Origin of the sequence: Micromonospora globbae (genome assembly GCF_036184225.1) — a bacterium.
Classification (GTDB): Bacteria; Actinomycetota; Actinomycetes; order Mycobacteriales; family Micromonosporaceae; genus Micromonospora; species Micromonospora globbae.
This window is the reverse complement of sequence record NZ_CP108084.1, coordinates 404,172-426,098: the sequence shown is the minus strand read 5'-3', so window position 1 is coordinate 426,098 and position 21,927 is coordinate 404,172. Positions and strand designations below refer to the sequence as shown.

General features: G+C 74.4%; 19 protein-coding genes. 7 read left to right on the top strand and 12 right to left on the bottom strand.

The window, feature by feature from the left end; translation table 11 throughout:
* Window positions 1-126: 126 nt before the first annotated feature.
* Window positions 127-708, top strand: a complete 582-nt coding sequence (locus OG994_RS01935; RefSeq protein WP_120327203.1) for a flavoprotein — start codon at window positions 127-129, stop codon at window positions 706-708.
* Between the two features lie 123 nt (window positions 709-831).
* Here the strand turns inward: OG994_RS01935 and proC are convergent, their stop codons facing one another.
* The 4 genes from proC to OG994_RS01915 all read right to left on the bottom strand — a co-directional run bounded on the left by proC (window position 832) and on the right by OG994_RS01915 (window position 4,091).
* Window positions 832-1,650 carry a pyrroline-5-carboxylate reductase gene (gene proC / locus OG994_RS01930; RefSeq protein ID WP_328852014.1) on the bottom strand — a complete coding sequence of 273 codons (819 nt, stop codon included), beginning with the start codon at window positions 1,648-1,650 and terminating at the stop codon, window positions 832-834.
* Window positions 1,651-1,725: 75 nt separating this feature from the next.
* Window positions 1,726-2,754 (bottom strand): 6-phosphofructokinase, encoded by a 1,029-nt coding sequence (locus tag OG994_RS01925; RefSeq protein ID WP_120327201.1) that lies wholly within the window; start codon window positions 2,752-2,754, stop codon window positions 1,726-1,728.
* A 173-nt stretch (window positions 2,755-2,927) separates the two neighbouring features.
* Window positions 2,928-3,422, bottom strand: a complete 495-nt coding sequence (locus OG994_RS01920; protein WP_120327200.1) for a pyridoxamine 5'-phosphate oxidase family protein — start codon at window positions 3,420-3,422, stop codon at window positions 2,928-2,930.
* Between the two features lie 174 nt (window positions 3,423-3,596).
* Window positions 3,597-4,091, bottom strand: a complete 495-nt coding sequence (locus tag OG994_RS01915; protein WP_120327199.1) for a polyadenylate-specific 3'-exoribonuclease AS — start codon at window positions 4,089-4,091, stop codon at window positions 3,597-3,599.
* Between the two features lie 279 nt (window positions 4,092-4,370).
* Here OG994_RS01915 and OG994_RS01910 point away from each other — a divergent pair, with 279 nt between their 5' ends.
* Complete coding sequence (locus OG994_RS01910) at window positions 4,371-5,063, top strand: Crp/Fnr family transcriptional regulator (RefSeq protein ID WP_120327198.1); 693 nt, start codon at window positions 4,371-4,373, stop codon at window positions 5,061-5,063.
* A gap of 415 nt (window positions 5,064-5,478) precedes the next feature.
* Here OG994_RS01910 and OG994_RS01905 read toward each other — a convergent pair whose 3' ends face one another.
* Window positions 5,479-5,727 carry a hypothetical protein gene (locus tag OG994_RS01905; RefSeq protein WP_120327414.1) on the bottom strand — a complete coding sequence of 83 codons (249 nt, stop codon included), beginning with the start codon at window positions 5,725-5,727 and terminating at the stop codon, window positions 5,479-5,481.
* Window positions 5,728-5,778: 51 nt separating this feature from the next.
* Between OG994_RS01905 and OG994_RS01900 the strand changes: the two genes are divergently transcribed.
* Window positions 5,779-9,339 carry an AAA family ATPase gene (locus tag OG994_RS01900; RefSeq protein WP_328853641.1) on the top strand — a complete coding sequence of 1,187 codons (3,561 nt, stop codon included), beginning with the start codon at window positions 5,779-5,781 and terminating at the stop codon, window positions 9,337-9,339.
* A gap of 158 nt (window positions 9,340-9,497) precedes the next feature.
* Here the strand turns inward: OG994_RS01900 and OG994_RS01895 are convergent, their stop codons facing one another.
* A complete protein-coding gene (locus OG994_RS01895; RefSeq protein ID WP_120327196.1) occupies window positions 9,498-10,178 on the bottom strand; it encodes a lysophospholipid acyltransferase family protein in 681 nt (226 codons plus the stop codon).
* Window positions 10,179-10,489: 311 nt separating this feature from the next.
* On the opposite strand from OG994_RS01895, the gene OG994_RS01890 reads away from it, so the two are divergent.
* Together OG994_RS01890 and OG994_RS01885 are read left to right on the top strand one after the other, a co-directional pair.
* Window positions 10,490-11,323, top strand: a complete 834-nt coding sequence (locus tag OG994_RS01890) for a DUF308 domain-containing protein (RefSeq protein ID WP_120327195.1) — start codon at window positions 10,490-10,492, stop codon at window positions 11,321-11,323.
* Window positions 11,324-11,509: 186 nt separating this feature from the next.
* On the top strand, window positions 11,510-12,988 hold the full coding sequence (locus OG994_RS01885) for an alpha,alpha-trehalose-phosphate synthase (UDP-forming) (protein ID WP_120327413.1): 1,479 nt from the start codon (window positions 11,510-11,512) through the stop codon (window positions 12,986-12,988).
* A gap of 67 nt (window positions 12,989-13,055) precedes the next feature.
* Here OG994_RS01885 and OG994_RS01880 read toward each other — a convergent pair whose 3' ends face one another.
* The 6 genes from OG994_RS01880 to OG994_RS01855 form a co-directional block, all read right to left on the bottom strand.
* Window positions 13,056-13,868 (bottom strand): alpha/beta hydrolase, encoded by an 813-nt coding sequence (locus tag OG994_RS01880; protein WP_328852013.1) that lies wholly within the window; start codon window positions 13,866-13,868, stop codon window positions 13,056-13,058.
* A gap of 16 nt (window positions 13,869-13,884) precedes the next feature.
* Window positions 13,885-15,285 (bottom strand): flavin-containing monooxygenase, encoded by a 1,401-nt coding sequence (locus OG994_RS01875; protein ID WP_328852012.1) that lies wholly within the window; start codon window positions 15,283-15,285, stop codon window positions 13,885-13,887.
* 85 nt (window positions 15,286-15,370) lie between these two features.
* On the bottom strand, window positions 15,371-16,078 hold the full coding sequence (locus tag OG994_RS01870; RefSeq protein WP_120327192.1) for an endonuclease/exonuclease/phosphatase family protein: 708 nt from the start codon (window positions 16,076-16,078) through the stop codon (window positions 15,371-15,373).
* 11 nt (window positions 16,079-16,089) lie between these two features.
* The gene (locus OG994_RS01865) at window positions 16,090-17,037 is read right to left on the bottom strand and encodes an ROK family glucokinase (protein WP_120327191.1); all 948 of its coding nucleotides are present in this window, start codon (window positions 17,035-17,037) and stop codon (window positions 16,090-16,092) included.
* Between the two features lie 68 nt (window positions 17,038-17,105).
* Entirely contained in the window at window positions 17,106-17,747 is a 642-nt protein-coding gene (locus OG994_RS01860) for a hypothetical protein (RefSeq protein WP_328852011.1), read from the bottom strand.
* 40 nt (window positions 17,748-17,787) lie between these two features.
* Window positions 17,788-18,243: an SRPBCC family protein gene (locus OG994_RS01855; protein ID WP_120327189.1), complete on the bottom strand. Its 456-nt coding sequence runs from the start codon at window positions 18,241-18,243 to the stop codon at window positions 17,788-17,790.
* A gap of 165 nt (window positions 18,244-18,408) precedes the next feature.
* On the opposite strand from OG994_RS01855, the gene OG994_RS01850 reads away from it, so the two are divergent.
* On the top strand, window positions 18,409-20,217 hold the full coding sequence (locus OG994_RS01850; protein ID WP_328852010.1) for an AMP-dependent synthetase/ligase: 1,809 nt from the start codon (window positions 18,409-18,411) through the stop codon (window positions 20,215-20,217).
* A gap of 71 nt (window positions 20,218-20,288) precedes the next feature.
* A complete protein-coding gene (locus OG994_RS01845) occupies window positions 20,289-21,923 on the top strand; it encodes a sensor histidine kinase (protein WP_192902076.1) in 1,635 nt (544 codons plus the stop codon).
* The last annotated feature ends 4 nt before the right edge of the window (window positions 21,924-21,927 follow it).

Genomic DNA, 21,927 nt, shown 5'->3' with positions numbered 1-21,927 from the left:
TTCGGCTGACCCGCCACTCAGCCGACGGGCGAGGTCGGCCGCCGGTCCGGTCGATGGACCGGAAAACGGCTCGCGTCGGTGGACGGATCGATAGTCTCGGCTGCGGAACCTTCGATAGGAGCCGTCATGCCCGGAACATCCCGATCTCCGGTCCTCCACCTCGTCGTCTGCGACACCGAACCGACCTCCGAACTCGCACCGTTCATCGCGGCCTGCCAGGAGCTGACCTGGGAGGTCCACGTCGTCAGCACGCCCGACGCGCTCGACGCGGCGGGCCGTACGCGCCTCGCCGACCTCACCCACCACCCCGTGCGGGAGGACGACGGCACGGAGGCGCTCGACCCGCTGCCGCCGGCCGACGCCTTCGCCGTCGCGCCGGCCAGCTTCGACCTGGTCAACAAATGGGCGTACGGCCTCAACGACAACCTCGCCCTGCGCCTGCTCAACGAGGCGACGGGCATCGGCCTGCCGGTGGTCGTCGTACCCGCACCCGACCCCGGCCTGGCCCGGCACCCGGCCTTCCGGGAGAGCCTGGACCGCCTGCGGCACTGGGGCGTGACCGTCACCCGGCCCGCCGACGAGGGTGACCGGGTGCCGTGGCAGGCCGCCGCGCAGGTCGTCGCGGCCTGGACGCGGTTCGCCCGCGTCCCCGCGCAACCCACCGCCGACCGGTCCCGCGACGACGAGCTGGTGACCCAGTCCGGCTGAGAGCCGGAGGCGCGCACGAGATCGTGCTCGATCCCGGATGTAGTGGTGTCGAAGCGCCGCCGAGGCCACTGCATCCAGGATCGAGCGTGATCATGGAAGCCGGCCGGCCCGCCGGTGGGTGGCTCAGTCGTTCTGGGAGGCCAGCTCGCGGGCGCGGTCCCGGGCGGCCTCCAGCGCCGCGAGCAGCGCCGCCCGTACGCCGTGCTTCTCCAGCTCGCGTACGGCGGAGATGGTCGTGCCGGCCGGCGAGGTGACCGCCTCGCGCAGCTTCACCGGGTGCTCGCCGGAGTCGCGCAGCATGACGGCCGAGCCGATGGCCGTCTGCACGATCAGCTCGTGGGCCACCTGCCGCGGCAGCCCGAGCAGGATGCCGGCGTCGATCATCGCCTCGACCAGCAGGTAGAAGTACGCCGGGCCGGAGCCGGAGAGGGCGGTGACGGCGTCCTGCTGCGACTCGGGCACCCGGATGGTGGCGCCGAGCGGCTTGAACATCTCCTCGGCGAGCGCCAGGTGCGCACCGGTCGCGTGCGCGCCGGCCGAGATGGCGGTCATCGCCTCGTCGACCAGGGCCGGGGTGTTGGTCATGACCCGCACCACCGGGGTGCCCTCGGGCAGCCGGCGGTTGAAGAACGTGGTGGGCAGGCCGGCGCAGAGCGAGATCAACAGCTTGTCGGCCGGCACCTTGGGCCCGATCTCCTCCAGCAGCGCGGCGGCGTCCTGCGGCTTGACGGCGATGGCCAGCACCTCGGCCTCGTCCACCGCCACGAGGTTGTCCACCACCCGTACGCCGTAGCGGGTGGCCAGTTCCTCCGCGCGGGCGGGGCGGCGAGCGGTGGCCAGCAGGCGGTCGGCCGGCCAGCCGGAGCGCAGCAGGCCGGAGAGCATCAGCTCACCGATCTTGCCGGCGCCGATCACCGCGACGGTGTGCACCCGGGCTGCCATCCCCCGCCGTACCCCCTTCTCGCCCGCCGGCGTCGCGGCCCGCCGGGTGGCCGGCCGCGACGCCGTGGTGGTCGATCAGCTGCCGAAGAAGACCTCGGCCTCGGCGTACCGCTCCAGCGGCACGGTCTTGAGTTCCCGGGTGGCCTCGGCCAGCGGAACCCGGACGATGTCCGTGCTCTGCATGGCGACCATCTTGCCCCAGTCGCCCTCGTGCGCGGCGTCGATCGCCTGCAGGCCGAGGCGGGTGGCGAGGACCCGGTCGAAGGCGGTCGGCGTGCCGCCGCGCTGGATGTGGCCCAGCACGACCGTGCGGGCCTCCTTGCCGGTCTTCGCCTCCAGCTGCTCGGCGAGCCACTGGCCGATGCCGCCGAGGCGGACGTGGCCGAACGCGTCCAGCTCCTGGTTCTGCAGGACCATCTGGCCCTCCAGCGGCTGGGCGCCCTCGGCGACCACCACGATGGGGGCGTACTGGTGCTGGAAGCGCTTCTCCACGTAGCCGGCGACCTGCTCGACGTCGAACGGCCGCTCGGGCAGCAGGATGACGTTGGCGCCGCCCGCGAGGCCCGCGTGCAGGGCGATCCAGCCGGCGTGGCGGCCCATCACCTCGACGACCAGCGTGCGGTGGTGGCTCTCGGCGGTGGTGTGCAGCCGGTCGATCGCCTCCATGGCGATGTTGACGGCGGTGTCGAACCCGAACGTGTAGTCGGTGGCGCCGAGGTCGTTGTCGATGGTCTTCGGGACGCCGACCACGTTGACGCCCAGCTCGTGCAGCTTGGTGGCGACACCGAGGGTGTCCTCGCCGCCGATCGCGATCAGCGCGTCCACGCCCTGGGCGGCGAGGTTCTCCTTGATCCGCTCGACCCCGTTCTCGATCTTGAACGGGTTGGTGCGGGACGAGCCGAGAATCGTGCCGCCGCGCGGCAGGATGCCACGGACCTCCGCGATGCCCAGCGGCTTGGACAGGCCCTCCAGTGGGCCCTTCCAGCCGTCCTGGAAGCCCACGAACTCGTGACCGTACGTGGCCACGCCCTTGCGGACCACCGCGCGGATGACCGCGTTGAGGCCAGGGCAGTCTCCGCCACCGGTGAGCACGCCGATACGCATGATCTGCTCATCCTCCTGGAGCAATCAGGTGAAGCCCGGTAAGCCCCAGGATATGTGTCACGATCAGACATCGGCGCCGTTGCCGGCCCGGGGCGGGCCGTCACTGCGCACTGTAGTCCGCCCGGCGGGGCGGGGACACCGCGGGCCGGGCAGTCTGTCCGTTTCGGGCGCGGTCAGTACCGGACCTCACGATTCTCCCCCGGCCGCGGAGGCCGACCGGTGACCGCCGCCCGGGCGGGGCCGAGCAGGCTCACGGCGCCGCCGTCGGGCGAGTCCCAGTACTCCACCGAGCTGACGTGCACCTTGACCAGCGTGAGACCGGGGGTGCCGGGCCCGTCCGGGAACCAGGTCGCCAGGAGCGGGTGCCACCACCGCTCCGCCCGCCGCGGGTCGTAACCCTCCGTGGCGGTACCGGAGATCGACACCCACGTGGGGCGCCGCCCGTCGGAGAAGGCGACGCCGACCTCCGGGTTGACCCGGATCTGCCGGACCTTCGCGGAGTCGGCGTGGGTGAAGAACCACAGGTCGCCGTCGAACTCGGCCTCCTGCAGCGCCATCGGCCGGCTCACCAGCCGGCCGTCGACACCGATCGTGGTCAGCAGGCAGACCCGCGCCTCCCGGATCAGCTCGGTGACCCGACGGCGGGCGATGCTCGAATCCTGGCTCATGGCGCTCCTCCTCGCGATCCGTCCGAGGCGGTGCCCCGGACCGAACCGGTCAAACCTGCGGAACGCACCTCTTTTCCGGCAGTCGCCCGCCGAGCGCCGCCGGGCGAGCCCCGAGCACCGGCATCCATCCCCGGCGCGGGGGCCGCGCCCCGACAGCGAGGCCGGCCGGACCGGTCAGCGGGCCGTCATGGCGCGCCAGCGGGCCAGGTTGTGCCGGGCGTCGACGAGGGCGTCGTGCCGGGCCGCCTCGGCCTCCGGCAGCGGCGGGCGGCCCCGGTCGTCCCAGAGCTGCCGCAGCTCCTTGGTGAACCGCGGGATCTCCCGGGGCAGCGCCGGCATGGCTCCCCACAGCTGCGCCAGCACCACGTGGTCGTACGCGGCGTACCAGGCCCACAGCTCGAGCTGCTCGCTCCGGCCGCGGATCGGCTCGACGAGGAAGTCGTACAGCTCCTCGCGGATGCGCTCCCGCGAGCGCCAGGCCCGGTCGGCCGGCGAGGGCAGCTTGTCGAGCACGTTGCGGCGCACCCACGGGCCGGCCCGGGAGTCGTCGAACTCGGTGGAGACCGCGTAGAACTCGCGGCCGTACTCATCCACCACGCCGATGGAGACGAGGTCGATGACCAGGCCGTCCTCGATGAACTCGCAGTCGTAGAAGTAGCGGTAGACCATCGCTGTCATCCTCGCCCACGGCCGCTCCGGCGCGCTCCCCGGGGCCGGCTCCGCACCGCCCCCGGCCCCACCGTCCGGGACCGCCCCGCCACGGCGCCGGTCACCGCAGGTCGGGGGTGTCACGGAAGTGATTTGAGGGGTGTACAGCAAGCGACAGGACCGTCATGATCTGATGTGTACCGCTACCGGACGCCGAACCGTTGTCAGTTCGCCTACGTCAGGGGCCCGTCAGGTTCACCGGTGCGAGTTGGTGGTCCTTGACCGGGGAGGGGTTGGGCCGTGGAGGTTCGCCTGCCGGAGCCGGGTGACGCGCTCACGGGTGTGGAGATGTTCGCCGGGCTCGAACCGGAGGTGCGGCAGCGTGTGATCGCCGCCGCCGTGCCGCGTACGTACCGCAAGGGCCAGTTGCTCTTCGTGGAGAACGACCCGGGCGAGTCGCTCATCGTGCTGCGGCGCGGGGCCGTGGCGGTCTTCCGCACCTCACCGACCGGAGAGCGCGCCGTGCTGTCGGTGATCCGCCCGCCGGACGTGCTCGGTGAGGTCTCCCTGCTGGACGCCTCCACCCGTTCGGCGTCGGCCGAGGCGATCGAGGACTGCAGCGCCCTCGCGCTGTCCCGCGGCGCCTTCATGGAGCTGGTGCACTCCAACCCGCGCATCCTCGACGCGGTGATGCGCTCCCTGGGTGCGCTGATCCGCCGCCTCACCGAGCAGAACGCCGACCACGTCTTCCTCGACCTGCCCGGCCGGGTCGCCAAGACCCTGGTCCGGCTCGCCGGCGAGAGCCAGGCTCCGATGATCACCATCGAACTCAACCAGAGCCAATTGGCGGAGATGGCCGGTGGTTCCCGGCAGAGCGTCAACCAGGCGATCGGGTCGTTCGCCAACCGGGGCTGGCTGCGCACGGAGGGGCGCCGCATCGTGGTGACCGACGTGGCGGCGCTGCGCCGCCGCGCCGGCATGAACGACCGCTGAGCGCGCCGGCACGAACGACCGCTGAGCGGGCAGGCACGAACGACCGCTGAGCGGGCGGGCACGAACGACCGCTGACGCCGGGCCGTCGGGCCGGGGCAGCGCACCGCGCAGCGGCCCCACGGCGCCCGGCGCGACCCGGGCAGCGCACCGCGCAGCGGCCCCGCGGCGGCCGGCGCGACCCGGGCGGCAGCGCACCGCGCAGCGGCCCCACGGCGCCCGGCGGGACCCGGGCCTGCCGGCCGGGGCGACCGTCCCCACCGGACGGTGCGGCCCCGCTCGGGTTCACGGCGGCACCCGGCCGGTGACGCCACCCGGAACCGGCCGCGGTCGCGCCCGGGACCGACCGCGGTCGCGGTGGTGGCAGGACGACGGACGGGGCCGGCGGGCGTGTGCCCACCGGCCCCGTCCGGCCTGCTCAGTTGCCCGTGTCGTCGGCCGGCGGGGCGCCGGGCCCCGGGCCGATCTTCGTGGGGTCGGTCGGCTTGGTCGTCGTGCTCGGCGAAGTCGTGGTCTCCCCCGACCCGCTCGCCTGGCCCTCGGGCTCTTCCACCATGCCCTGCTCCTCCAGCTCGGCGAGAATGACCGCGTCGACGTCGACCGTGTCCCCGGGAACCCACTCCCTGCCAGCCGGATCGGTCCACGGGGCGGACAGTCGCACCTGCACGGCACTCTCCCTGACGTGAAACTTTCTGGTACGGAAGACTAGCCCCGGCCGATCGGTCGTGATGCCCGTCCGCACGTCGGGTACCCGACTTCCACCGGCCGCGGCGATACTGGGCTCTCTCGCGTACGGAGCTGGACCATCGACCTGACGTGTGGGCACTGCGCGCGCGCAGCCGGACCCGACGACCGCTTCTGCGGCGGGTGCGGTCGGCCGCTCGCGGTCAGCTGCCCGCAGTGCGGGCACGGCAACAGCACCGAGGCCAACTTCTGCACCGGCTGCGGCCACCCGCTGCGCGACCAGGTGGTGATCCAGGAGGACCGCCGGCAGGTCAGCGTCCTGTTCGTGGACATCGTGGACTTCACGGCGTACGCCGAGGGGGCCGACCCCGAGCAGGCCCGCAGCCTGCAGCAGGCCTACTTCGCCACCGTGCGCCGGGTCGTGCACCAGTACGGCGGTGTGGTCGAGAAGTACATCGGGGACGCCGTCATGGCGCTGTTCGGCGCGCCCGTCGCCACCGACAACGACGCGCTGCGGTGCGTCCGGGCCGGGCTGGAACTGCAACGCAGCCTGGCCCGCCAGCCCGCCGGCCCGGAGCAGCCGCTCCGCTTCCGGGTCGGCGTCGCGACCGGCGAGGCCCTGGTCGACCTGTCCGCGGCCCGCGACGGCGGGCAGGCCTTCGTGACCGGCGACGTGGTCAACACGGCCTCGCGGTTGCAGTCGTTCGCCCCGCCCGGCGGCGTCGTCGTGGACGAGAGCACGTGGTCGGCCACCTGTCACGAGCTGGAGTACGCCGACCAGCCGCCGGTCACGCTGCGCGGCCGCTCCGCGGTGAGCCGGATCTGGCTGGCCCTGCGGGCCCGCCCGCACCGGGACCAGCGGGCCGCCGAGCTGACGCCCATGGTGGACCGGGAGCACGAGCGCGGCCTGCTGCTCAACGCGCTGCACCGGCTCGTGAACGAACGCACCTCGCAGCTCGTGACGGTGTTCGGCCCGGCCGGCGTGGGCAAGAGCCGGCTGCTGCGGGAACTCTCCCGGCACGCCGCCAGCCTGCCCGGCCCGCCGGTCACCTGGCTGGTCGGCCAGTGCCCGCCGTTCGGCGAGAACGTCACCTGGGCGGCGCTGGCCGACATCGTGCGCGGCTGGGTGGGCGTGCCCGACGTGGACGATCCGGCGGCCCTGCGCGACCGGCTGCGGACGCGGCTGGCCCAGCTCGCCGACCCGCACGCGGCGCGGCTGGCCGAGGCGCTCGGCCCGCTCATCGGCGTGCCCGGCGAGCGGCTCGCGCCGGGCGAGACCGAGGCCGCGTGGCGCCGGTTCCTCCTCGCGCTCGCCGCGTCCGGCCCGACGGTGCTGGTGTTCGAGGACATGCACTGGGCGGACGAGGCCATGCTCGCCTTCGTCGAGCAGCTCGGCGCGACGGCCCGCGGCGTACCGCTGCTGGTGGTCGCGACCGCCCGGCCGGAGCTGCGGGAGCGCCACCCCGCGTGGACGGGCACGATCAGCGGCGCCATGTCCATCTCGGTGCCGCCGATGCACGACTCCGACATCGACACCCTCTACTCGCTGCTGCTCGGGAAGGCGACCCTGCCGGCCGCGCAGCGCGTCCCGCTCATCGAGTTCGCCGACGGCAACCCGCTCTACGCCCAGGAGTACGCGCGCATGCTCCTCGACGGCGGCCTGCTCGACCGGGTGGCCGGGCGCGCCGACCCGGCCGCCGGCACGGAGATGCCCCGGACGGTGCAGGCGGTCATCGCCAACCGGCTCGACCTGCTCGACCCGGCCGACCGCGCGGTGCTCCAGGCCGCCGCCGTGGTCGGCGTGCAGTTCTGGGCGGCGCCGGTGGCGACCGCCCTCGGGCGGCCGGTGGAGTGGGTGGAACGCGCGCTGGACCGGTTGCAGCGGCGCGACCTGGTGTACGAGCAGTCCACCTCGACGATGCCCGGCCAGCCCGAGTACCGCTTCCGGCACGTCCTGGTGCGCGACGTCTGCTACCAGCGGCTGCCGCGGGCCGAGCGGGTGGCGCGGCACCAGCGCACCGCCGACTGGCTGGAGCAGCTCGCCGACGGCCGGCAGCACGACCTGGCCGAGGTGCTGGCCAACCACCGCTGGGCGGCGCACGAGATCGCGCGGACCATCGGCATGGACACCGCCCCGTACGCCCCGGCGGCGCGCGACGCGCTGCACCGGGCGGCCCGCCGGGCGTACGAGCTGCACGCGCTGGACACCGCGGCCACGCTGGTGGGGCGGGCGCTCGCCCTGGGCGTCGGGCCGGACCCGGCGCTGGAGCTGTTCGACGCCGAGCTGGCGTTCTACCGGGACCGGGACGCGTTCCTCGTGGGCGGCGGCACCGACACGCTCACCCGGCTGGCCGAGCGGCTCACCGAGACCGGTGACCGGACGGGCGCGGCGCGGGCGTGGACGCTGCTGGCCACGGCCGCCTGGAGCCGGGCGGACCGTCCGACCACCCTGCACCACCTGGACCGGGCCATCGGCATCTACGAGGAGCTGCCCGACAGCCAGGAGAAGGTGGGCGCGCTGCTGGAACTGGCGCGCGTACGCATGCTCAACGCGGAGACCGACCCGGCGTGCGCGGCGGCCGGGAGCGCGGCGGCGCTGGCCCAGCGGCTCCAGTTGCGGGAGGCGCAGGCGAACGCCCGGATCACCCTCGCGGTGGCGCGGTACATGGCCGGCTCCGCGGAGGCGTTCGCGGAGCTGGCCGACGTGACCGAGCACTGCCGGGTGGAGCGGCTGTCCAGCCGCCGGCGGGCCGTGCAGAACCTGGCCTGGGCGTTGCAGGAGGAGGGTGACCTGGCCGGGTCCGCCCGGCTGGTCGACGAGCAGCGCAGCCTGGACCTGGGCGGCGAGCACAGCCTCGCCACCAGCTTCGCCGACCAGTGGGCCCGGGCGTACTACGCAGGCGAGTGGGTGTCGGCGCTGGCCATGGCCGCCGAGTCGACCCGCCGGCCGACGGCGGAGTGGGACCTGCACATCGTGGCGGTGTCGGGCTGGATGCGCGGGCTGCGTACGGCCCGGCCGGTCGACGCGTCGGAGCCGGCAGCCGGGGACGGCCCGGACCTGGTCGAGCGGGCGGTGGTGGCGGCCCGCCGCAGCGGGTTCCACCGGGTGCTGCGGTCGACGCTGGCGCACGCCGCGCTGTGCCGGGCCGTGCAGGGCCGGCGGGACGAGGCGATGGCGCTGCTGACCGAGCTGGACGAGGACTGGCGGCGTACCCGCATGATCCCGTTCGCCGAGTGGGTGCCGGCCGTCGGTCACGTCGCCGGGGTGCTCGGCGCCGAGGCGGCCGGGCTGGTGCGCGAGCTGCTGGCGCGGGCGCCGCGGATGACCCCGTGGGCCCGGGCCGCGGGGCAGGTGGCGGACGGCGTGCTGGCGGCGCACGCCGGGGACGACGGGACGGCGGCCGAGCTGCTGCTGGCCGCGGCGGACAGCTACGCGCGGATGACGGACGTGACCGACGAGATCATCACGAGAGCCCTGTCGGTGCGCCCGCTCGCCGCGACCGACCCGGCCGCGGCGGCGGCCGTGCGGGACCGGCTGCGCGAGTTCGCCATCCGCAACGACGCCGCAGGCCTGCTGCGCCTAGCCCACCCCTGACCCCGACCCCGACCCCACCGTCCCTGACCCCACCCCCCACCCCCGTCCCCCCTCCCCCACCCCCGCGATCTTGCACTTTCCGCCCCGGCAAAAGCCGCGAATACCGCGTTCCGGGGGCCGAAAGTGCAAGATCGCGGGTGGGAGGGGAGGGGGTGGGATCACGCGGGGACGGGATTCTTGATCTTCTGCGCGTACACGTCGACGTACTCGCGGCCGGAGAGCTCCATGAGCTCGTACATGATCTCGTCGGTGACCGCGCGCTCGACGAACCGGTCGCCGGCCATGCCCCGGTACCGGGAGAAGTCCATCGGCGCGCCGAACCGGATCCGCACCCGGGCGATCTTCGGGATCAGCTTGCCGGGCGGCTGGATCTCGTCGGCGTTGAGCATCACCACCGGCACGACCGGCGCGCCGCTCTCCAGGGCCAGCCGGGCCACCCCGGTCTTGCCCCGGTAGAGCCGCCCGTCCGGCGACCGGGTGCCCTCCGGGTAGATGCCGGCGATCCCGCCGCGCCGCAGCACCTCCAGCTGGGTGTCGAGCGCGGCGCGGGCGGCGCGCCCGCCCGAGCGGTCGACCGGGATGGTGCCGGTGCTCACGAAGAACATCCTGGTCAGCCAGCCCTTGATCCCCTTGCCGGTGAAGTACTCGGCCTTGGCCACGAAGGTGACCCGCCGCCTGACCATCAACGGTGTGAAGATCGAGTCGGAGAACGACAGGTGGTTGCTGGCCAGGATGACGGGGCCGCTGTCCGGTACGTGGTGCAGCCCCTCGACCTGCGGACGGAACAGCACCCGCAGCAGCGGGCCGAGGAGGACGTACTTCATCAGCCAGTAGAACACCGGCGTCCCTTCCCTTGGTCGGCTCGGTTCACGATTGTCGGGCTGTCGTGCGCGCCGGGACACCCCGACCGGTGGTCGAGTCGATCACCCGCCGGGCGGGCGCCCGTCCTTCCGGGCCAGCTCCTGACGTCTTCCGCACAAACGGACATACGGCCCCGTCCACGACCAGCGGGACGGCCGTCGAGTTCGAAGACGCGACACAACGCACTCCCGCAACCGGCCCGTGACGTGTCACGATTCAAGGCACGGCGTGCGGGGGCGCGCCGAGGGGCTGGGGCGGCCGCGCGTAGGCGCGTTGAGGAGGGTGTCCGGTGTCAGCGGGTGGGGCCCGCCGGGGGCGGCGGGACAACGGGCTCGACGCGAGCGAGTACGCCGTAGCGGGCGACGTCGATCCGCGCGTCGGTGAACACCTGCTGGACGTGCTGGCCGCCGGCGGCATCGCCGCGTACCTCCAGCCGTCGGCCGACCTCAACCCGGTCACCCGCACCACCACGGTGCCGGCACGGCCGGTCGACCGCCTCTACGTGGACCGTTCCCACCTGACCACGGCCCGCGACTACCTCAACCAGCTGGCCGACGAGATCGCTCCGGAGCCGGCGCGGCCCGACGAGCCGGACATCGACGCCGAGTGGGCCCGGATCGTGGCGGGATTCCACGCCACGCCCACCACCGGTGAGAACCCCTGGCCCGCCGCCGAGGACATCGACGACCCGACCGAGCCGGCCGCCGGCCCGCGCACCCTGGTCGACGAGGCCGGGCCGACCGTCACCGACGTGCGCCGGCTGCCGTACGCGGCCGACGTGTCCGGCGTGTCGGTCGGCCGCACCGACCGGCAGGACGAGCCGTCGCTGCTCGACGGGCTGGACACCTTCGGCGCCGACCTGCCCGACGACGAGGAGGAGGGCTACACCCCGCCTCCGCCCCCGCCGCTGCCGCGCATCTCGAAGTACGCGGTGGTCGGCGTGCTGGCCGTCGTGGTCGGCTTCGTGCTCTTCCTGTTCCCGTCCCTGCTGCCGGTGGACCGCTCGGTGGTCACGCTCCTCGGGTTCACGGGCATCCTCGCCGGTTTCGTGACGCTCATCTGGCGGCTACGGCCCGGCGGTGACGACGACGACCGCGGCCCCGACGACGGCGCCGTCGTCTGACGGCACGGCCGACCCGGTGATGGGGCGGTCACCGACCGCATCGCGGGACGGCGGAGGCCCGTCGCGCGGGTGACAGTGGTGTAACTTACGGTCAGTGGGAAAACCGCTGTACGTCACGTCCTCCGCTGACTGACCGGTTGTTCCTTGCTCGCGGCGGTCAGTCCTCTGCTGATCGGAATGCCCGAGATGCGACAGAGTTCCCTGGTGGTGGTGGCCAACCGCCTGCCCATCGACGACAGCATCGCGCCGGACGGGGCCTGCGAGTGGCGGCGCAGTCCCGGCGGCCTGGTGAGCGCCCTGCATCCCCTCCTGCGGCACGCCCCCGCCACCTGGGTCGGCTGGGCCGGCGGCACCGGTCCCGCCCCGGCCCTGCCGGACGTGGACGGCGTACGGCTGTGCGCCGTGCCGCTCACGGCCGACGACCTGCGCGACCACTACGAGGGGTTCGCCAACGCGACCCTCTGGCCGCTCTACCACGACGCCGTGGAGCAGCCGCAGCACCACCGGCGCTGGTGGGAGGCGTACCAGCGGGTCAACCGCCGGTTCGCCGAGGCCGCCGCGGCGGTCGCCGAGCCGGGGGCGGTCGTCTGGGTGCAGGACTACCACCTGCACCTGGTGCCCGGCATGCTGCGGGACCTCCGGCCCGACCTGCGCATCGGCTTCTTCCTGCACGTGCCGTTCCCGCCGCCGGAGCTGTTCATGCAACTGCCCCGCCGGGCCGAACTGCTGCGCGGCATGCTCGGCGCCGACCTGGTCGGATTCCAGCGCGTCCAGGCGGCGCACAACTTCGCCCAGCTCGTGGTGAAGGTGCTGGGCCTGCCCGCCACCGACCGGCGCATCGGCGTGGGCGACCGGGTGGTCCGCATCGGCGCGTTCCCGGTCTCCATCGACACCGCCGAGATGGCCGCGCTCGCCGCACGGCCCGACGTGGCCGCGCGGGCCCAGCGGCTGCGGCAGGACCTCGGCCGCCCCGAGCGGGTGATCCTCAGCGTCGACCGCATGGACTACACCAAGGGCATCGAGCAGCGGCTCAAGGCGTACAGCGAGCTGCTCGCCGCCGGGCACGTCAAGGTCCGCGACACGGTGCTCGTGCAGGTGGCGGTGCCGAGCCGCGAGCGGGTCGGGCAGTACCAGGTCCTGCGCGAGCGCGTCGAACGCGAGGTCGGCCGGATCAACGGCGAGTTCGGGCGGGTCGGTGAACCCGCCATCCACTACCTCACCCAACCCTTCGACCGGGCCGAGCTGGCCGCCCTCTACCGTGTCGCCGACGTGATGGCGGTGACCCCGCTGCGCGACGGGATGAACCTCGTCGCCAAGGAGTACGTGGCCGCCCGGGTCGACGACACCGGCGCGCTGCTGCTCAGCGAGTTCGCCGGCGCCGCCGCCGAACTGCCGCAGGCGTACCTCGTGAACCCGCACGACCTCGAAGGGCTGAAGGAGGGGCTGCTCGCCGCGCTGCGCGCCGCACCGGCGGACGTCGCCGAGCGGATGCGGGCCATGCGCGCCCACCTGCACACGCACGACATCCGGGCGTGGGCCCGCTCGTACCTCACCGCGCTGAACGACACGGGAGCGCTGGTGGAGCGGCTGACCAGCGGGGGCGAGAGCGCCCGGCTGCCCGCGCAACCGGGCCGCTCCGCCGCGCGGGCCGACCACCGCGGCTGACCCCGGCCCCCGCGTCGGGGTGGCCGGGCATCCCGCAGCCGCCGGCACTGCTGCCGACCGCGCCGGTTCAGCGCGCCGCGGGCTCCTTCTCCAGCCAGTCCAGCAGGGCGTCGATCGGCTCCCGCCACCGCACGTCCAGCATCAGGTCGTGCCCCATCCCGGGGAAGAGCAGCGGCGCGGACCCGTAGCGGCGGGCCACCCGGTTCAGCGCCCCGGCCGGCACCACCCGGTCGTCCGGGCTGCCCAGCACCAGCACCGGCGGGTCACCCACCGCCGGCTCCAGCGCGGGCCGCGAGAGCAGCTGCCACTGGGCCCGCCTTCCCGCGCCGCCCAGCGCCGAGACGTACCGGCGCGCCTCCGCGTCCGGCAGCTCCCGGCTGAACAGCTGGGCACGGCGGAGCCGCAGGCGCCCGCCCACGACCGCCGGCAGGGTGCCCGCCGGGTTGCGGCGCAGCGCCGCGCCGACCGTCGCCCAGCCGCCGAAGACCGGCGCGACCAGCACGGCCGCCCGGGCCGGGTAGCGGGCCAGGGCGTGCGCCACCACCAGCGCCCCGGCACCGTGCCCCACCAGCACCGCCTGGCGCGGCAGGCTCGCGGCCACCTGGACCACGTCGTGGACGTACGCGCGCAGCGACGCCCGCGGCGCCGGCTCGCTGGCGCCGTGCCCGCGCAGGCTCAGCGCGTGCGCGGGGAAGCCCCGGGACGCCGCGTGCCCCAGCCAGTGCTCGGCGAACGCCCACGCCCCGTGCCCGAAACCCGGCACGAACAGCAGCGGCGGGCGCCCCTCGTCCGGCTCCGGTGCGACGCTGACCACCTCGCGCCGGGCCGGCCGGACCGGGCGCGCCCACTCCCGACTCCGGATGATGCGGACCGCGCTCACCGGTCCCGCCCTTCGTTCACCGATCCTCCAGGGAGTCGAGGGCGCGCTGGACGGCGCGCAGGTAGTCGACGTGCCCGACCTCGAACCAGTGCCGGGTGCTGTCCTTGACCGGGCCGGAGTACCGCTCCCCCGCCCGGGCCTGCACGGTCGCCGCGAACGCGGCGGCGCGCTCCGGCCGTACGAGGCGCTGCCGGAGCAGCCGGGCGAACAGCACGGCCTGCCAGTGGGCCAGGGTGAACACACCCGAGTCCGGCTGGAGCAGGCCGACGACCGCCAGCGTCGGGTAGCCGGGCGCGAACGCGTTCAGCCAGAGGGTCGGGCGGCCGGTGCCCGCGTCGTCGCCGAGCACCTTCGGGTCGAGGAACTCGAAGCGCGGCAGGTAGCCGGTGGCGAAGACGACCAGCTCCGGGTCGATCCGCCGACCGTCGGTGAGTTCCACCCCGTACGCGTCGAAGCGCGCCACCTCCGGCACCGGGGTGATCGCGCCGTGCCCGACGTGGTAGACGAGCTGGCTGTTCGCGATCGGGTGGGTCTCGTACACCCGGTGGTCCGGCTTCGGCAGCCCGAACCGGGTCAGGTCGCCGACGGTCAGCCGCAGGGTCCAGTGGTAGAGCCACTGCCGCACCCGCAGCGGCACCCGCAGCGCGAGCAGCATGTCGTTGACCTGGTCGGCCGGGCGGCCGAGGACGTACTTCGGGGCGTACCAGTACCCGCGCCGGGTCGAGTGCCAGCAGTGCGACGCCTGCTGGGCGGCCTCGACGGCGATGTCGCAGCCGGTGTTGCCCGCGCCGACCACGAGGACCCGCTTGCCCCGCAGCTGGGCCGGGTCCTTGTACGACGAGGCGTGCATGACCTCGCCGCGGAACTCCTCCAACCCCTCGTAGCGGGGCAGCTTCGGCGACCAGTTGTGGCCGTTGGCGACCACCACGGCCGCGTAGCGGGAGGTGCGTTCCGGGCCGTAGCCGCCCGTGCTGCGGGTCGTGACGTCCCAGCGGTCCCCCTCGACCGGCTCGACGCGGATCACCTCGGTGCCGAACCAGATGTGCGAGCGCAGGTCGAAGTGGTCGGCGTACCGCTCGAAGTAGCTCAGCAGCTGGCTGTGGTGGGGGTAGTCCGGCCAGGTGTCCGGCATCGGGAAGTCGGGGAACTGGGTGAACGGCCGCGACGAGATGAGGTGCGTGCTCGCGTAGACGGGGCTGCGGTCGTGCCGCCAGTTCCAGGCGCCGCCCACACCGGTCTCCCGCTCGTAGCAGTCGACGCCGAAGCCGTGCTCCTTGAGGTTCTTCACGGCGGTCAGGCCGCTGGCGCCGGCGCCGATGACGCAGACCGTGTCGCCCCGGTCGGAGACGGGACGGCCGTCGCTGCCGCGGGCAAGCGTGGTCGCCGCCGGTTCGGGCCGGTCGGTGGAGGTGGACACCGAATTTCTCCTTCGTGCGGCACGGGTGCCGGTTCGCCGCGAAATCCTCTCCACATCGGAGCCGGTTGTCCAGCCCCGACCTGGCTCACTCGGGACGCGGCAGCAGCAGGTCGACCAGCACCGGGAAGTGGTCGCTGGCGCGGCGGGTCAGCGGGGTGTCCACCACGTCGTAGTCGACCACCGTGATCCGCGGATCCACGAACAGCGCGTCGATGCGGCGGCGTGGGGCGGCGCACGGGTAGGTGAGCCGGTCCGCCCGCCCGGCCGCGTCCGCCGCGTCGGTCAGCCCCCGGGCCACGGTGGCCCAGGCCGGGCCGTCCGGTCCCTCGTTGAGGTCCGCGCCCGCCACGACGGGCGCACCCGCGGCGTCGAGTTCCCGCTTGAGGAGCGCGGCCTGCGCGGGACGTTCGGCCGGGTCGGTGGACAGGTGGGAGCCGGCCACGGTGAACCGGGCGCCGCCCGCGACCACGCAGTCGGCGTACGCGGCGCCGCGCAGGTGCCGGCCGGGGGTGAGCGGGAAGCGCTGGCACCGGGTGGCCAGCACCCGCACCCGCAGGCTGGTCAGCAGCAGGTTGCCCAGCGCCGGCAGCCCGCCGCCGGCCACCACGAGGCCGAACGACTCGGCGAGCGCAGCGGACTTGCGCCGCCACCGGAACCGCCGTGGGCCCTCCTGGACGATCACCACGTCCGGTGCGGCGTCCCGGACGACGGCGGCCAGCGCGGCCGTGTCGTCCCGCTGGCCGTGGATGTTGTACGACACCACCCGGAGCGGCACACCGGAGCCTCGCGCCACGCCGCCCGCCTCTACAGCCGGCGCGCCAGGTCGGCCGCGCCGATGACCCCGGCTCGGTTGCCGAGTTCGGCCGGGCGGATCTCGGCGACCGGGAGCCGGTCCCGCTGGGCCAGCGACTGGGCGTAGGACCGCCGGGTCGGCCCCATCAGCAGCTCACCGGCGTCGATGACGCCGCCGCCCACGACGAGCACCTGGGGGTCGAGGATCTGGGCCATGTCCGCGAGGCTGGTGCCCAGCCAGCGGCCGACCTGGGCGAACGCCTCGGTGGAGACGGGGTCGCCGCTCTTGGCGGCCGCCGTCACCATCGGCCCCGTGATCGCCTCGGCCTCGCCGCCGGCCAGCTCCAGCAGCCCGGCGGCCCGGTGCGGGCTCTGCCGGGCGGCGGCGCGGGCGAACCGGACCAGGGCGCTGCCGCTCGCGTACTGCTCGATGCAGCCGAGCCGGCCGCAGCCGCACTGGTGGCCGTCCGGCACGGTCAGCATGTGGCCCAGCTCCGCGGCGATGCCGTGCGCGCCGCGCAGCAGCTCACCGCCGAGCACGATGCCGCCGCCGACCCCGGTGCCGATCGTGAACATGACCATCGAGTCGTCGGCGTCCCGGGCCGCGCCGTACCGGAACTCGGCCCAGGCCGCCACGTTGGCGTCGTTCTCCACGATCACCGGCAGGCCGACCTTGTTGCTCACATACTCGCGCAGCGGCTCGTCCCGCCAGGCCAGGTTCGGCGCGAACAGCACGGTGGAGCGGCTGGCGTCGATCCAGCCCGCCGCGCCGATGCCCACGCCCTGCACGGGCCGGCCCGCGGCCAGCTCACCGACCAGCTCGGTGATGACGTCCCGGGTCTTCGCGACGTCGTCGGCGGGGGTGTCCCGTCGGGCCTGCACGAGCACCGTGCCGGTGTCGTCGACGACACCGCCGGCCACCTTCGTGCCACCGACGTCGACTCCGATGGTCAGCGTCACCGCTGCCGCTCCCCTCTGCTGTGCGGTCCCGCGCCCACCGGCGCGCCGGTGCCGCGGGACGTCCGTTCTCAGGCGTCGTCGCCCGGTACGTCCGCGCCCGTGTCGCCGGGCGTACGCGCGGCCGGCACCACGGGGCGCCCGGCCGGTGCCGGGTCGTCCTCCGGCGTGGCCGGCCCGGCCCCGTCGACGGGCGGCGCGGTGGCGGCCGGGGCGTACCCGTCCGCACGGGTGGCGGCGGACCACACGTCCCCGTCCGACGCCGGCTGAGAATCATGCCCGCTCCGGGTGGCCTCGCGCCACACGCGGTCGTCGTCCGGCCCGGCGCCGGCCGGGTCGGTGGCCGGGTGGGCGGACTCGGCGGGCGGGGTCGCGGAGGCGAACGCGCGCATCAGGCTGGCGATTCCGGCCGCGAGATCCCCCGCCCCGGTCGCCAGGCGCTCGGCGAACTCGGGACTCGGGTCCCGCAACGCGGCGATTCCACGGCAGATCGGGCAGACGCAGCACTCGGCGCTGCCGGTGGCGAAACCGCCCCCACCGGAGCGGGACCCCTCGGCCGAGCCCGTGTGACCGAGGACACCGGCCACGATCCCGCCCAACGGTCCCCAGGGCCCCGCGGTCGGGCTGGCGGCGGCCAGCCGCGCGGCCCCCAGCAGCGTGGCGACGAGTCGCTCCGCCTCCTCCCGGGCCGAGCCCGGATCCGTTGCCACCATGGTCGGCTCCTCTACCGTGGCGGCCGGGCCGCCGGACGCGTCACTGCGCGGCACCGGGTGCTTCTACCCGGCGCTTGAGCTGCTTCAACGCGGTATCCATGATCATTTTTTCGGCCTTGCGGCGGAACATCCCGAGCATCGCGACGGAGAGTTCCACCTCCAGCGTGTACGTCACCGTGGTGCCGCCGTCCGGGTTCGCGACCAGGTCGTACGACCCCCGCTGCGCCTTCTGCATCTTCGACGGCGCCACCAGGTGCCACTCGATGCGGGTCAGGTCCTCGGCGTAGGCGTACGCGAGGACGTACTCGTCGGCCAGCACACCGGCGTCGATGGTGAACCGGACCTGGCTGGCGTAGCCGTCCTCGTACTCCTCGACCACCTCCACCCGGCGCACCGCCTCGGTCCACTCCGGGTAGCGCGTGAAGTCGCAGATGACCGCCGCCACCCGCTCCGGGGGCGCGTCGATGACGATCGACTGGGTCGAGGAGTCCGCCATGGGGGGAGGCTACCCGGCGCGGCGCCCGGCCGGGCCCGCACGCCCCCCGCCACGCCCCGACCACAACCTGCCTGCCGCGGGCCGGGGGCCGGCCGGGTAGGTTTCGACAGAGCCGACCCGAGGTGGCGGCCCCCAACCGGCCACTGCGAGCACGAGGGAGTGCAGGTGCGCGAGTTCTCCGTCCCGCCGATCGTCACCGTCGGCGACTCGGCCAACCTCACCGACCCCGTCTGGGAGAACGCCGAGGTCGCGCCCGACACCGTGCAGTTCGTCCGCCCCACCGGGGCCGCCGACGGCCCGGCCTGGGAGGACGTCACCTGCCGACAGTTCCGCGACGAGGTGGTCGCGGTGGCCCGCGGGCTGGTCGCGGCCGGGGTGCGGCCGGGCGACCGGGTCGGGCTCATGAGCCGCACCCGCTACGAGTGGACCCTCGTCGACTACGCCATCTGGGCCGCGGGCGGCGTCACCGTGCCGATCTACGAGACCTCCAGCGCCGAGCAGGCCGCCTGGATCCTCGCCGACTCCGGCGCGGTGGCCTGCGTCGTGGAGAGCACGGCGCACGCCACCCTGCTGGCCGGCGTACGGGACCGCCTGCCCGACCTGGGCCGGGTCTGGCAGCTCGACCTCGGCGCCGTGGACGACCTCGTGGCCGAGGGCGCGTCGGTCGACCCCGCGGAGATCGACCGGCGGCGGGCGGCGGTGGGCGCCGGTGACGTGGCCACGATCATCTACACCAGCGGCACCACCGGCCGCCCCAAGGGCTGCGTGCTCACCCACCGGAACATCTACGCCGACATCGCCAACGCGGTGCCCGTGCTGCCGAACCTGTTCAACGCCGGCGCCTCCACGCTGCTCTTCCTGCCCCTGGCGCACGCGTTCGCCCGGCTCATCCAGGTCGGCGTGGTGTACGCCCGGGCCACCATGCGGCACTGCGCCGACACCAGGAACCTCGTGGCGGAGCTCCAGGAGTTCCGCCCCACCTTCGTGCTCTCCGTCCCGCGGGTGTTCGAGAAGGTCTACAACGCGGCCAAGCAGAAGGCCGAGAGCGACGGCAAGGGCGGCATCTTCGCCCGCGCCGAGCAGGTCGCCATCGCGTACAGCGAGGCGCTGGAGACCCCGCGCGGGCCGGGACTGGCGCTGCGGGCCCAGCACGCGATGTTCGACCGGCTGGTCTACCGCAAGCTGCGGGCCGCGCTCGGCGGCCGGTGCCGCGACGCGATCTCCGGCGGCGCCCCGCTCGGCGCCCGGCTCGGCCACTTCTTCCGCGGGGTCGGGGTGACGGTCCTGGAGGGGTACGGCCTCACCGAGACCGCGCCGGCGGCCGCCGCCAACCTGCCGTCGGCCACCCGGATCGGCACGGTCGGCCGGCCGCTGCCCGGGGTGAGCATCCGCATCGACGACGACGGCGAGATCCTCATCTCCGGTGAGCTGATCTTCCAGGGGTACTGGCACAACGAGGCGGCCACCGCCGAGGTGCTCACCGGCGACGGCTGGTTCCGCACCGGCGACCTGGGCCAGCTCGACAACGAGGGCTACCTCACGATCACGGGCCGCAAGAAGGAGATCATCGTGACGGCCGGCGGCAAGAACGTCGCCCCGGCCGTGCTGGAGGACCAGGTCCGCGCCCACCCGCTGGTCAGCCAGTGCGTCGTGGTCGGCGACGGGAAGCCGTTCGTCGCGGCCCTCGTCACCATCGACGAGGAGGCGCTGCCCCGGTGGCTGGAGTCGGCCGGGCTGCCCGCCGACACGCCGGTGAGCGAGGTGCGCCAGCACGAGGGGCTGCGCGCCGAGGTCCAGAAGGCCGTCGACCTCGCCAACGCCGCCGTGTCGAAGGCCGAGGCGATCAAGGTCTTCCGGATCCTGCCCCGGGACTTCACCGAGGCCACCGGCGAGCTGACCCCGTCGCTGAAGGTCAAGCGGCAGGTCGTGCACAAGACGTACGCGTCGGAGATCGCCGAGATCTACCGCAGCTGACTACGATCCGTCACGTGCCCGCCTCGACACCCGCAGGGTTCCACCCGCATCCCCTCGCCGCGGTCGCCCGCCTGGTGATGCTGGCGCTCGTCGCCGTCCTCACCCTGTTCGCCACGCGCGACCCGGCCCAGCTCTGGTGGATCGCGCTGCTCGCGGTGGCCGGGGCGCCCGCCCTGCTGGCGCCACAGCACCCGCGCGTCGCCCCGCTCAGCCGGGTGGCCGAGGTGGTGGTGCTGGGGCTGGCGGCGAGCCAGGTGGCGGCCGTGTCGCTGGTCGGCGGATCGGTCGACGGGCTGGGCGCGTCCGCGGTGCTGCCCTACCTCGCGGTGCCGGTGACGGTCACCGCGCTGCGCCGCCGGTTCCGCGAGGGCGCCGTGCTGCTCGGGATCGCCGCGGCCACCCTGCTCGTCGGCGGCGCGCTCACGCGGGTCGACGGAGCGCCGCAGCTCACCCAGCCCGGCTACCTGGCGGTCTGCGCCCAGTGGCTGATCCTCGCGGTGCTCGGGCTCTACGCGGCGCGCACGCTGCACCGCATCATGCAGGTGCGCGGCGAGAGCCGGCCCCAGCCGTACGCCGAGGCGACCCGCCTGCTCACCCAACTGCGGACGGTCGCCCGGCAGCTGCCCGGCGCCACGCTCGACCCCGGCGGGATCTCCGAGCACCTGCTGGAGGAGCTGCGCAACGTGGCCCCGAGCGACCGGGCGGCCGTGCTGTCCGCGAGCGGCGGCGGCCGGCTCGTGGTGCTCGCCCAGGTGGGCGTGGACCGGGTCGACTGGGAGACCACGCTCGACGCGGACTCGGCCATCGCCGACGCCTGGGCCAGCCAGCAGCCGCAGACGGCCGCCCGCTCGCAGGCGCGGTCGCACCCCGGCGGGGACGTCTCCGCGCTGATCGTGCCGCTGGTCGCCGGCGTGCGTACGGTCGGTCTGGTGGTGCTGGAGGCCGACGCGGCGCACGCCTACCCCCCGGAGGTCGTGTCCCGGGTGACGGCGGTGACCGGCCCGGCCGCGCTGCGGCTGGAGGCCGCCCTGCTCTTCGACGAGGTCCGCTCGCTGGCCACCAACGAGGAGCGGCAGCGCCTCGCCCGGGAGATCCACGACGGCGTCGCCCAGGAGCTGGTGATGGTCGGCTACGGCATCGACAACGCCCTGGCCACCGTCTACGACGACGCCGAGGAGACCGCCGAGGCGCTGCGTACCCTGCGCGGCGAGGTGACCCGGGTGATCACCGAGCTGCGGCTGAGCCTGTTCGAGCTGCGCAGCGAGGTGGACCGGCACGGTGGGCTGGCCGCGGCCATCGCCGAGTACGCCCGCACGGTCGGCGCGTCCGGCGGGCTGCGGGTGCACCTGTCGCTGGACGAGTCGACGGCCCGGCTCCCCGCCGCCACGGAGGCGGAGTTGCTCCGCATCGCGCAGGAGGCCGTGACCAACGCCCGCAAGCACGCGGGGGCGTCCAATCTCTGGGTCACCTGTGAGGTGGACCCGCCGTACGCCCAGATCGAAGTGTCGGATGACGGTCACGGGATGGCTGACCAGCGGCCCGACGGGCGGTACGGTCTTGCGATCATGGCCGAGAGGGCGGAACGTATCCGGGGCCGGTTGGAGATCCGACCCCGGCAACCAAGCGGCACGACCGTGGCGGTGGTTCTCGGCACCTCGCCCCGGCGCGATAACGTGCGCGGTAGCGCAGCAGCAGAAGGGGAGTAACCCG

What these genes read in the sequence shown, in the direction of transcription:
- OG994_RS01885 (WP_120327413.1), top strand. Translation starts at nt 11,510, where the DNA reads ATGCGACAGAGTTCCCTGGTGGTGGTGGCCAACCGCCTGCCCATCGAC.
- OG994_RS01855 (WP_120327189.1), bottom strand. Translation starts at nt 18,243, where the DNA reads ATGGCGGACTCCTCGACCCAGTCGATCGTCATCGACGCGCCCCCGGAG.
- OG994_RS01860 (WP_328852011.1), bottom strand. Translation starts at nt 17,747, where the DNA reads ATGGTGGCAACGGATCCGGGCTCGGCCCGGGAGGAGGCGGAGCGACTC.
- OG994_RS01915 (WP_120327199.1), bottom strand. Translation starts at nt 4,091, where the DNA reads ATGGTCTACCGCTACTTCTACGACTGCGAGTTCATCGAGGACGGCCTG.
- OG994_RS01925 (WP_120327201.1), bottom strand. Translation starts at nt 2,754, where the DNA reads ATGCGTATCGGCGTGCTCACCGGTGGCGGAGACTGCCCTGGCCTCAAC.
- proC (WP_328852014.1), bottom strand. Translation starts at nt 1,650, where the DNA reads ATGGCAGCCCGGGTGCACACCGTCGCGGTGATCGGCGCCGGCAAGATC.
- OG994_RS01920 (WP_120327200.1), bottom strand. Translation starts at nt 3,422, where the DNA reads ATGAGCCAGGATTCGAGCATCGCCCGCCGTCGGGTCACCGAGCTGATC.
- OG994_RS01935 (WP_120327203.1), top strand. Translation starts at nt 127, where the DNA reads ATGCCCGGAACATCCCGATCTCCGGTCCTCCACCTCGTCGTCTGCGAC.